Below are 12,298 nucleotides of genomic sequence, written 5' to 3'. Positions count from 1 at the left end.
ACCGTCTGGCTTCCAATAATAATTTGGCTACTCATCGCGATCACCCACGGCCTGCCATAACTTTAATCTGAATTATAAATTGCCCAGATGCAGGGTTTTCACTTCCATAAACTCATCCAACCCCAGCACTGAACCTTCGCGGCCAAGGCCAGATTCTTTAACGCCACCGAAAGGTGCCAGCTCAGTTGACACCGAGCTTTCGTTCACACCAATCATACCGCTTTCCAGTGCGTCTGAAACCCGGAATACCCGTTGCAAGTTCTGAGTATAGAAATAAGCTGCCAATCCAAATGGAGTATTATTCGCCCGCTGAATGACTTCTTCTTCCGTTTTGAAGCGGAAACAGGCAGCCAGTGGGCCAAAGGTCTCTTCAGAAGCCACTTTCATTTGTTCGGTGGCATCAGCAATAACCGTCGGTTGGAAGAAATTACCGCCCAAGGCGTGGCGACTGCCACCGGCCAATAACCGCCCACCTTTCTCAAGCGCATCTTTTACGTGGTCTTCCACTTTCTCCAGACCGGCCAGGTTAATCAGCGGCCCCATATTGATGTCTTTATCCATACCATTGCCGACGTTCAATTTTTTAACCTCAGCGGCCAGGCGAGTAACAAACTCATCGTAAACGCCATCCTGAATATAGAAACGATTGACGCAAACACACACTTGCCCGGCATTGCGGAATTTACAGGCCATAGCGCCGGCGATGGCAGCATCCAAATCAGCATCATCAAATACGATATAGGGTGCATTCCCGCCCAGCTCCATGGAGATTTTCTTCATGGTAGCGGCGGCGTTACGCATCAAAGTCTTACCCACTTCGGTCGAACCAGTAAAGGAGATTTTGCGAACTTCAGAGCTGGCCATGATGGCATCGCTAATAGCATGAGTATCACCGGCGACACCATTGAGCACTCCAGCTGGCACACCCGCCTGCTCAGCCAATGCCAGTAAAGCAAAGGCGGATAATGGTGTGTTATTGGCCGGTTTAATCAGGCCGGTACAACCTGCTGCCAGTGCTGGCCCGAGTTTGCGGGTGAGCATCGCCAGCGGGAAGTTCCACGGCGTGATAGCCGCAACCACACCGACCGGTTCACGGGTCGCCAGAATGCGGGCACCTTCTTTGGCTGGCGGAATGATTTCGCCATTGGCGCGCTTAGCCTGCTCGCTAAACCATTGAATAAAGCTGGCGGCATAAGCAACCTCACCTAATGCTTCTTTCAATGGTTTACCTTGCTCAGAAACCATTATCTCGGCCAATGACTGCTGATGTTCCATTATCAACAAATACCAGCGCTGTAAAATCTCTGCTCGCTGTTTAGCGGGAGTTTTGCGCCAGGCAGGAAAGGCCTTACTGGCGGCTTTAATCGCAGCCTCGGTTTCATGTTTACCGGATTTCGCCACTTTTGCCACCAATTCACCAGTGGCAGGATTGCGGACCTCGAAAGTATCCTGTGCCTGATGCCAGGTGCCGCCAACGAAGTAGCCAATATGATAAACACCGTCGCTGTGTCGCTGAGGTTGTAATGGATTGCGTGATGGGGTGTGTGATGGATTATGTGATGGATTATGTGCTGACATCTTGTCGACCTCCTGCGGGAAATGATGCCCCCCCATCAATGGAGGGCGAGGAAGGATGGTTCCAGATTCAGTATAGCCTTTGAAAAAGCGATGGGAACAGCTTAGCGCCTTTCCAACATTAACTAGATAAGGGCATTCTGATATTTATGCAGCATATCTGCCAGTCGTTTTACCGGGCGGGTAACAGATTCAGGTGATTGATAATCAACTAACTTCTGCTGATATTGATCAAGTTCCTGTAATAATCTGGCGAAGTAATAACGGCGCTTCTGGGAGTTCTTCGCATTAATGACTCTATCCGCGGTGTAACGAATTTGCTTATGGAAAGCACTCAATTCAGCATTCACCGGAACTTCCGTTTTGTTGAGCCGCTGATGGGCGATTATCAAGGATAAAGCCAGGCGATACTTATCGATATCACCAGGGAACATCATCAAAAGCTGATTCAGTTGTTGATATAGCGCGGGCAGATGATTTTCATTGCGGCGCGCTTTATTGGTGGTCAGCGCGGATACTGCACTGTAAACAAAGCGATTTAATAGGGTTCTGCCGGTTCTGTCCTTGGCATTATCACGGATCAACAGCAATACAATCAGGGAAACAAAACAGCCGGCAATTTGGCCCAATGCGCTGTCGAGAAACAGGCTGACATTAAATTCCATTGGGTTGCTCAACACCATAATATTGATGGTGCTGGCTAGCGTCCCGAGTGATCCCAAGCGCCGTTTTTGCACTTCGATACCAATAATAAATGCCAACAACCCCAGGCTGATACACAGCAGCAGCATACTCTGCTGCGTAGCGGGGATGATAAACATAAAGTACAGCGCCCCGATGGGCAGCGCCATTATCACTCCCAGCAGGAAGTCTATCGCCACCATGCGAGGATTAGGGGTTCGCATCGCCAGCGACGTCACCACCGCAATCATCACCATACAACCCGCACCGGATGTCCAGCCAGTCCAGAGCCAGAACAGGCCACCAATTGCTGTTGCAATGCCGGTACGCAGGCCATTAATCATCGCGTGATGGCCTTCAGCTGAGACATGTTTCACCGGCACCACGCCCGTTAAAATATCTTCTTCAACCCCGCTAATGCTGCTGTTGGTATGAATCCCTTTTGCCAGTAATAAATAGCGGGTTGCCGCCCCAACCCAACTGCTGATGGTCGCGGGAATAGCATCACTGTGGCTGGCACCAATAAATTGGCGCAGTCTTTTCATTCGTTGATGAATTTCAGCCGGTGTTTGTGCCGGTTCGCTCAACATGGCTTTCAGTTCAGCGGTTAAGATATCGGGGTGATTGGCGAGCACCAGATAGGTTTCACACGCCTGGGTGATGAGTGTTAATGATTCGGTATGTAAGACCTGTAAACGGCGATTACAGCGCTGCCAACGAGAAGACTCCATCATCAGATAGCTGCGCATCCCATTGAGTGCAGTGGTATTTTTGACTAAATCATTCCAGGCACGATCAATATCGGTTTTTTCCGCCGGGCGAATACACAGTTGTAGTAGCCGATATTGATCCACCAACACCTTATCCACCAGCCGATCAATATCCTGCTTGATTGATCGCGGCGAAAACAGCAGATCAGCCATCACTGCACAGACGATCCCCAGCACAATCTCGCTACAGCGCTCGACAGCAAACTGAGGGGTTAATAGCGGGGTTTCACCGGTTGTCACAATGATGATAAGCGCGGTATAGCCTGCTAAACCAAAGGCATAGGAGTTTTCGACGCGCACCAGTGAAGAGATCCAGGTACACACCCCAGCCCACAGACAGCACAGCATTAAGGTCAAGACCGGCGCTCTGATGGTCAGGACAATTATAATCAGGCCACCAATACAGCCGATGAATGTCCCGATGATACGCAGCCAGCCACGATGACGAATTGCGCCAGAAAACGGTTCGCCACCGGCGGCAAAAGCCGGGCCTGCGGCCACAATTGCCGCCGTCAATACCGACCAGCGCGGTGTTTCCAATTGCAGATGAAAGCCCAGAAACAGTGCCGCCACAATGGCGAAACTGAGCTTAAAAGCAAAGCGCAGGCGGATAAAAGTCGGGCTGGTCATGTTAGCCAAACTCGCGCAGACGATGCATTAATTTCACAATAGGTGATGCCTGATTAGGATCGCGATCCGTTGAGCCAGTAATAACCACTGTCGCGGTAGTACCTGCCGGATACGAATGCTGCTGATCTTCGCTATCCAAACGGATCTTCACCGGCACACGTTGCGCCAGCCGCACCCATTCCAGATTATTATCAATGGTCGCCAACCCTTTGCTATCCGCACTGCTGCTGCTATTAGTCACCCCCGCAGAGATACTATCAACAGTGCCATGCAGAATGCGGTTGCTACCCAATGGCGTGATTTCCGCCCGATGCCCTGGCTTAACCCCTTCCAGCTTGGTCTCTTCCAGATAGGCTAAAATATAGAACGTATCTTTTTTCACCAAGGCCACCGCCGTTGCACCACGGTTAATAAACTCTCCGGCGTGAACATTCAGGTTTGTCACCCATCCTTCGGCGGGAGCACGCACGGTGGTGCGCTCCAAATCAAGTTTGGCTAAATCGCGCACCGCGACAGCTTTCGCCAATTGATGACGCACGGTTTGTAATACGTTGTTGGACTGATCTATCTCTTCTTGTGACATGGCCTGAATCCCCAGACGTTGGCGTCTGCCAGATTCCCGCTGTTTCTCGGCGGCCAGTGTCTGGTAATAGGCCACATCAGCTTCGGCTTCAGCCAATGCTTGTTGATAGCGCGGCTGGTCAATCACAAACAGGATCTGGCCTTTCTGCACCAGTTGGTTGTCTTTCACCGGCACATCGGTAATCAGGCCACTGACGTCAGGGGCAATCGCCACCACATCGGCGGTAAATTTTGCATCACGGGTCCACGGCGATTCAGTGTAAAAGGCCCAGACTTTGAAAATGGCGATAACAGCCAGTAAAACCACCAACAAGGTGATGCCGATGCGGATTATTTTTAATGAAAAAGTACTCACGGCGACCTCAGGAAAAAAGACGAGATATTAAATAAAAAAGACAACCATACAGCGCGGTATTAAACAGCGCTGGATGCCAGACAAACTCATAAATACCCGTGGGCTGCAACACACGGCGCAGAACGAAAAAAAGTGCCAGCGAGAGAATCAGTTCAAGGAATATCGGTGGAAAAGAAAGACCGAAAATAACCATCACCGGAAGCAAACTCATTCTTTAAATCCTTTCTATTATAGGGTGTCGGTGAATACGCCCGGGTGAATAATCTGATACTCAGTTGCAACACATCCAACCACAGCGATCACGGCCAAAAGCACCAGCCATAAGACTGACTTATAGGTTAAACTTGATTGTTCAGTATGACTGCAACCTGGACGAGGCGAGGTAACACTTCGGCTACGCGGCTTTCAAACTTCGGACTTTTCTCCCGACAGCAGTATATTAGCCTGCTTATTATCAAGTTATCTACAATGTGTGATCTAAATCACTTTTAAGCCAGAGTTAACAATCAATACAGAGTGAGCCATGGAAAGATTAAAACGGATGTCAGTCTTTGCCAAAGTCGTCGAGTGCGGATCCTTTACCGGCGCGGCACGACAGTTGGCAATGAGTGTGTCGTCGATAAGCCAAACGGTGTCAAAACTAGAAACTGAGTTAAATGTGAAGCTGCTTAACCGCAGCACCCGGCGTATTGGTTTGACGGAAGCTGGCCGGATTTATTATCAGGGCTGTCGGCGCATGTTGCAGGAAGTGCAGGAAGTGCATGAGCAGTTGTATGCGTTTAACAATACCCCGACCGGCACACTGCGAATCGGTTGCTCTTCAACTATGGCACAAAATGTGCTGGCGACCATGACGGCTGAGATGCTGAAAGAATATCCAGGGCTTTCTGTCAATCTGGTGACCGGTATTCCTGCGCCGGATCTGATTGCCGATGGTTTAGATGTGGTAATTCGTGTCGGTGCTTTGCAAGATTCAGGACTATTCTCGCGCCGCCTTGGTTCTATGCCAATGGTAGTCTGCGCGGCCAAAAGTTATTTAGCGCAACATGGCACTCCGGAAAAACCCAGTGATATGACTAACTTCTCCTGGCTGGAATACAGTGTACGGCCAGATAGCAATTTTGAATTAATCGCACCTGAGGGTATTACCACTCAGATATCGCCACAGGGCCGCTTTGTCACCAATGACTCGCAAACCATGATCCGCTGGCTTAAAGCGGGTGCAGGTATCGCCTATGCGCCATTAATGTGGGTTATTGAGGAAATAAAACGTGGTGAAGTGGAAGTGCTATTCAAAAAATACCATTCTGACCCACGCCCGGTATATGCTCTCTATACCGAGAAAGACAAAATGCCGCTTAAAGTCCAGGTCTGTATTGATTATTTAACCGAATACTTTAAACGCGTTGCAGAGGTGTATCAGGGTTATAGATAAATATTAGGTGCCCAATTTAAGACTAAACTGAGCACTCTAAATACCGACAACGCTTACGCCGTACCACCCACCGTCAGATTATCCAACTTCAGGGTCGGTTGACCGACACCAACCGGCAGGCTTTGGCCTTCCTTGCCGCAGACACCGACGCCTTTATCCAGCGCCAGATCATTGCCGACCATCGAAATCTGCTGCATGGCTTCAATACCCGAACCAATCAAAGTAGCCCCTTTCACCGCGCTGGTGATTTTGCCTTTTTCGATTAAATAGGCTTCTGAGGTTGAGAATACAAACTTGCCGGAGGTGATATCCACCTGACCGCCACCAAAGTTAGGGGCATACAGGCCATATTCCACACTGGCAATAATATCTTCCGGTGTTGATTTACCCGCCAACATATAAGTGTTGGTCATACGTGGCATCGGCAGATGAGCATAGGATTCACGGCGGCCGTTACCGGTCGGCGCAACACCCATCAGGCGCGCATTCAGCTTATCTTGCATATAGCCTTTCAGAATACCGTTTTCAATCAGCACGTTATATTGGCCCGGCACCCCTTCATCGTCGATAGCTAATGAGCCGCGACGGCCTTGCATGGTGCCATCATCCACCACGGTACACAGCTCTGAAGCCACCAGCTTACCCATTTGCCCGCTGAATACTGAGCTGCCACGACGGTTGAAATCACCTTCCAAGCCATGACCGACCGCTTCGTGCAACAACACGCCCGGCCAACCTGCGCCCAGCACCACCGGCATGGCACCAGCAGGTGCAGCGATCGCAGACAGATTCACCAGCGCCATACGCACCGCTTCATTGGCAAAGTTATCGGCACGCACTTCACCATCCACCGTTTCCAGAAAGTAGTCATAGCCGAAACGACCACCACCACCGCTAGCGCCGCGTTCACGTTTGCCGTTCTCTTCCACTAATACGCTGACTGACAGGCGCACCAGTGGGCGCACATCTGCCGCCAGCGTGCCGTCGGTGGCGGCGACCAAAATTTGCTCATACACACCGGTTAAACTGGCGCTCACTTCCTGCACCCGCTTATCAGCAGCACGCGCGACTTTATCTACGCGATGCAATAAAGCAATTTTGTCTTCACGCGACAGACTTTGCAGCGGATCGAGCAGCGGATACAACGCTTGATGGCGAATCTCACCCAAGGTATGTACTTTGCCGTTGCCAATATCGCGCACAATGCTGCGTGCGGCATGAGCGCTTTGCTGTAAAGCATTCAGAGTGATTTGGTCTGCATAGGCAAAACCGGTCTTTTCACCGCTGACCGCGCGCACACCTACACCCTGATCAATATTGTAAGAGCCATCTTTAATGATGCTGTCTTCCAACACCCAGGCCTCGTGATAGCTGGACTGGAAATACAGGTCAGCATAATCGAGGCGGCGTTCAGCCAACTGCCCCAATACTGAGAACAAGTCCTGATGGTTCAGCTTGTTAGCAGCGAGTAACTGCTCACTGACAAACGAGAGGCTCATAGTTTTCACTCTTTATTTAGATGATTGTTTTGAATCAGATAATCGCGGTACAAGCGATGACACAAAGCGATTGTGCTGTAATACCGGCATCTGATTACGAATAGTTTTCAAACCTGTGGTTTCAATTTTGACTTTTAAAGCAGCAACTGCATCCGGGTTCTGCCCAATGATTTTACCCCATGCATCTACTGCCATGGTATGGCCCCAGGTACGGCGGGTCGCGCCATGACGCCCTACTTGTGCTGCAGCCAGTATCACGCACTGGTTTTCAATTGCCCGTGCGCGCAATAAGATCTCCCAGTGAGCTTCACCGGTCACTTTTGTAAAGGCCGCCGGGACTGAAATAATCTCGGCTCCCTGCGCCCGCAAAGCCTGGAACAGACCTGGGAAGCGCAAATCATAACAAACCGTCATGCCGAGGCGACCTACCGGCGTATCAACCACTGTAAGGTGTTCACCCGGCTGATAGGTATCAGACTCGCGATAACGGCCATGCACATCGTTGATATCCACATCAAACATATGAATTTTATCGTAACGAGCTTTAAGTTCGCCTTGAGAGTCAAATAACAAGCTACTGGTGGTGATAAGATCCGGTGACTCACGGCTTATCATCGGCATAGATCCCACTTGAATCCAGACACCATACTTACGCGCCATCTCGCGGACTTCTTGCTGCAATGGCCCGTCATTATGTTGCTCGGCATGGTGACGATATGAGGCTGCATTGGCAAATAGCAATGCATTTTCAGGCGTCATAACCAGTTGAATACCTGAGTTTAACTGTTTGATCTGCTGCTCAATCTGAGCCAGATTGTCACGGGTATTTTCACCGCTGCATAACTGTAATAATGCAACATTGGCATTTTTCATGGCGCCTTACTCTCCTTTAGTTGGCGTAATACTTCATGGATGGTAGGTTGATCCAAGCTGCCAGTAATCTGGTAGCGAATCAGCGAAACCTTGCTCCATAATGGCCCTAAAATCTTCGAGGCTGCAAATACCGCAGCCCCAACCACCGGGTTAATCGCGAAAGCAGTGGCGACACCGACAGTGGCAGAAATCTCTGGTGTAATGACGGCTTCCATGGCTATCTGACGTTTCGCCAAATCAACATTCCCACTCATGGCAATATCAGCCGCCAACCCATCAACCACTAAGTCATTGGTATGCATCACGCCATCTTTGATATTGGCGGTGCCGCGAATAGAATCAAACGCAAAGTCACGACTAAACGTATCACTAAAATCAAGCTGGAGCTTACGTAATAGTGCGTCAAAACTCACCAGACGCAATAACTGACCCGCACGGCCGCCACCGAGATCCGTCAGTTGGCCTCTGCCCAATCTATTCTTTAACGTGCCATTCAGGGTATTAATCTGCGGTTGCCACGGAACCCCACGCCAATTGACGTCAGCATTAATATCAAACGAGGCATTCTTTATCGGCGTCGTCAGGCCAAAGAACGAGATAGTTTCATCAATTTTTGGCCCGCTTAGCGCAACATTGAGCGATGTTTTATCACCTGAACTGTCTTGTTGCCACTGCCCGCTAACTTTCGCCCGCCCATTACCCGCTTCGATTAGCCCATTAGTGAGCACCAACGTGTCACCTTTCGGGGTCAAATCTGCATTAACTCGCCCGACACTCTGCCCAAGAATCCAACAATCCTTGCAGCGTAGTTGCAGGGCTGGCCAGTCATGGAAGCGGATATTACTAATGCTTTGTGGCTCCTGCAATGCCGCTTGCGCCAGTGGGTCTTTCTTTTCATTTCCCGTCCACTGCGGGTTGTAATAAAGGTAATCAAAATCAGCATGCCATGGCCCACTTGCCGCCATAAGCAGACGACCATTCACTTCCTGACCTTGTGCCGTGATTTTTGTCCCGGAGGGTAACGGATCGACCTGTAAGGTCAGATTGTGCCAAGCCTGACCACCCACCAAGAGCTGAGGTGTCTGCAATATCAGTCGCTTAGGAAGAATGACACTGGACTGACCACCCTTAATTGCGGGTTGATCTGATGCAGCAAAAGGTGCACTGACCGCCGCAAACTCCGCTCCCAACAAAGCCAGCCAGCGCTCACCATCGAGGTTAGGCAACTTGAGCACCAAACCGTTATCATCTGGCAATGGCGGCACTTTTTTGCTGTCTGTTTTTAAAATAGTGGCGGTCTGCCAGATAGCGCGCGCCAACTCTACTTGCTGTTTTTGCATCAACCATTGGCTATTAAAAGTATTGTGACTACCCGCACTGCCCGACAAGGTAAAACTCTCCAGACCACCGACTGCTTGTACCTGTAGTGGTAACGGCTGACCACTTAATTTATCTAGCGGTGACGGTAAGTGACTACTCACTTTCTTAAGATCGGCTGTCACATCAATTTTGTAGTCCGGCTTACCATTTTTAGGCAATTGCACCACGACTTTACCTTGCCAGTTGGCGCTGCCACTCAGTAACTTGGCCACATCGCTCGGTACGCCCGGCAACTTGGCGGGTAACCAGTCGCCGTGCAGCCCAACATTCACCAGGAAGTTCTTCGGCTGCTCTTCGGTCGTAAAATCAACGGTTAACGGCTGCCCAAACCAGTTGGCTGATAAAGTATCACTTTCAAGATTACCGTCATTGAAACGGAATTTACCGCTGATATTCTCCAGTTGGCTTTGCAACGGCTTCACCAACAGGCTGTTATTTTTTAGTGTGACTTCACCGCTGGCATGAGTAATGCGGTTTTCTTCCAATGGGATATCTAGATGTAAGCGCCCACTAACATTACCTCCTACCTGCAACTCTTCCAGTGTTTCCGCTACCGAATCATTGAGTGGAGTTTTGGTAAAGTAGTCATGGACGTCACGCCCTGCACCGGCGACTTCAGCATCAACATAGAGTTTTTCTTTCAGATAGTCCGGAATGATAGCGCTGATATTGCTACCGGTAACTTTACCCAGCATGGCATGAGGCGCATTCATCCACAGGCCTTCATTGATAAAGTCGAGGTCGATGGCTAAATTATCTAACGCGGGCCAATCTGGCTGGAACTGGAAGGTCGCGTTACGCAGCGGAACATAAACCTGGAACTGGCCTTCTTTATGCTTATAGGGGAAATCGTGAGGATTGCCGTTGTAAATCAACGTAGCGTTATCGACCTGCCCTCCCTGCAATGCTTCAGTCAGATAATCAGCCAGCTTTCCACCCATTAAGGGCACCGGGAAGTAACGCCAGGCATCTGCCGCATCATACAAACGGATACCACTTAGAATCTTAAGCCACGGCTGCCCCGTGTCTGGCTGCATATAACGGAAACTGCCATTGGCCCACAATGATTTAGCCCTGACATCCAGCTGATCACTCCACAACTCCCAGCCGTTATCATCAACCTGCCAGTTCACCGTGCCGCTAGCCTGGCTGACCTCTAGCGGCGCACGGAACATATCGCCATAAGGTAATGTGCTGTTTTTCAAGTTGATATCCAGCCGCCCAAGCTCGGCGGAGCCACTGAGTGAACCGGCAAAATTATTCACCCCCGGCACCATATCCCAATGCTGCCAACTGATATCGTGCCATTTCGCCTGAAAACGGGTCTTTTGCGGCTGGCTGATAGGAATATCCAAAGCCAAAGCATCGACGATCCCTTGAGGCCGCAAATCAGCTAAGTGATTCATAAGCTCGGGGGTCAACAGTGACAAAGTGGGTAATAGCGGCCCGACTCGCTCTAACTGAATATTAGTGGCACGAATGCGTAACTCTTGAGATTGGTCTGGCCCAATAAATTGGGTGTTTTCCGGTAACCACAGCGCAGATAAATGCCCTTTTGGCCAAGGTTGCCCATCGGTTTTCAGACTCAATTCTGGCGCATCAATTTGCCAACCATTGCCATGACGGCTGCCTTCCAACACCAAGTTATCTACTGCTAACTGATGAGATTCCCCTTCCACCGTCCAATTGGCTTGCCCCTGACGGAGCAATACATTGCCGCTGTAGATTTCGCCACTTTTTATACTCAACCACGCCGCCAAACTGAACTCAGCACTCTCCAACCCGGTATTGGTGTGTAGCCAACGGCTAATCCAGGGTTTTACATCAATATTATCGGCCTGCATATAAACAGTACCGTTACTTAAAATCCCCTGATTATCATGCAGATCCATCCGCACCATTAGCACGCCATGCTGACCATTAATGGTCGACAGGCTGATTTGCCCTTCAGCACGATGCCGGGCTGGGGAGTTAAGCCAGGTGAGTTGTGGAATCTCTAATTCGGCGCGCGGGCCTGATGGGGTAAGGAAAGAAATACGGCTGTTACGCAGATCAAAGTGATCTAACTGACGTAAGAAGATATCAGTGATAGTGCTGGCTTCAAAGCTGTTGCCATTGCTCTGCTGCCTATCTAACGTGGTATGGAGATCCAGTTGCAACTGATAGAAAGTCATATCACGGAATTGCCAACGCCGATGTAGCAATGACTGCCATACATCAAGCGCAAGAGTCACCCGTTGCACTTGCCAGTCAGCTTTCGGCAACTTAGCGCGAATATCACGCAATTCCAATGTCGGACCAAAGGTTTCCCACGTCCCTTGCATAAATCCCACTTCCAGTGGAATACCGCTGATGGACTGAATCTTGGCCACGATTTGTGGACGATAATCGTTGATAAGCGGCAACATCATGCGCAGCCCACTGACCAACAGTGCAACCACAACAATTATTGTGGCGCCTGTCGCAAACATTATCCTGGGCAGTCGCCTCACACTTCTCTCCTTGCCATCCGCTGCAA

The 12,298-nt window shown here is 50.1% G+C and carries 8 protein-coding genes; 1 reads left to right on the top strand and 7 read right to left on the bottom strand.

The features are described 5' to 3' along the window. Nucleotides 1–72: 72 nt before the first annotated feature. The 4 genes from FTB31_RS09300 to aaeX all read right to left on the bottom strand — a co-directional run bounded on the left by FTB31_RS09300 (nt 73) and on the right by aaeX (nt 4,804). Nucleotides 73–1,578, bottom strand: a complete 1,506-nt coding sequence (locus FTB31_RS09300; protein WP_227731299.1) for an NAD-dependent succinate-semialdehyde dehydrogenase — start codon at nt 1,576–1,578, stop codon at nt 73–75. 122 nt (nt 1,579–1,700) lie between these two features. Further along, the gene (gene aaeB / locus FTB31_RS09295; protein WP_227731298.1) at nt 1,701–3,656 is read right to left on the bottom strand and encodes a p-hydroxybenzoic acid efflux pump subunit AaeB; all 1,956 of its coding nucleotides are present in this window, start codon (nt 3,654–3,656) and stop codon (nt 1,701–1,703) included. A gap of 1 nt (nt 3,657) precedes the next feature. Then, nucleotides 3,658–4,593: a p-hydroxybenzoic acid efflux pump subunit AaeA gene (gene aaeA, locus FTB31_RS09290; protein WP_005174322.1), complete on the bottom strand. Its 936-nt coding sequence runs from the start codon at nt 4,591–4,593 to the stop codon at nt 3,658–3,660. A gap of 7 nt (nt 4,594–4,600) precedes the next feature. Further along, nucleotides 4,601–4,804 carry a p-hydroxybenzoic acid efflux pump operon protein AaeX gene (aaeX, locus tag FTB31_RS09285; RefSeq protein ID WP_005174323.1) on the bottom strand — a complete coding sequence of 68 codons (204 nt, stop codon included), beginning with the start codon at nt 4,802–4,804 and terminating at the stop codon, nt 4,601–4,603. Nucleotides 4,805–5,116: 312 nt separating this feature from the next. Between aaeX and aaeR the strand changes: the two genes are divergently transcribed. Next, entirely contained in the window at nt 5,117–6,028 is a 912-nt protein-coding gene (gene aaeR / locus FTB31_RS09280) for an HTH-type transcriptional activator AaeR (protein ID WP_019080077.1), read from the top strand. A 53-nt stretch (nt 6,029–6,081) separates the two neighbouring features. Here the strand turns inward: aaeR and tldD are convergent, their stop codons facing one another. From tldD to yhdP, 3 genes are read right to left on the bottom strand one after another with little or no spacing between them, the layout of a single operon-like run. Continuing rightward, complete coding sequence (gene tldD, locus FTB31_RS09275) at nt 6,082–7,527, bottom strand: metalloprotease TldD (RefSeq protein ID WP_046694472.1); 1,446 nt, start codon at nt 7,525–7,527, stop codon at nt 6,082–6,084. Between the two features lie 12 nt (nt 7,528–7,539). Then, complete coding sequence (gene nit1, locus FTB31_RS09270) at nt 7,540–8,400, bottom strand: deaminated glutathione amidase (RefSeq protein ID WP_077175482.1); 861 nt, start codon at nt 8,398–8,400, stop codon at nt 7,540–7,542. Then, nucleotides 8,397–12,272 (bottom strand): AsmA2 domain-containing protein YhdP, encoded by a 3,876-nt coding sequence (gene yhdP, locus FTB31_RS09265; protein ID WP_227720274.1) that lies wholly within the window; start codon nt 12,270–12,272, stop codon nt 8,397–8,399. Before yhdP ends, nit1 begins: the two co-directional genes overlap by 4 nt. Nucleotides 12,273–12,298 lie beyond the last annotated feature (26 nt).

Origin of the sequence: Yersinia proxima, from assembly GCF_902170785.1 — a bacterium.
Classification (GTDB): Bacteria; Pseudomonadota; Gammaproteobacteria; order Enterobacterales; family Enterobacteriaceae; genus Yersinia; species Yersinia proxima.
Note: the sequence above shows the minus strand (reverse complement) of the source record. Positions and strands in the feature narration are given on the sequence as shown.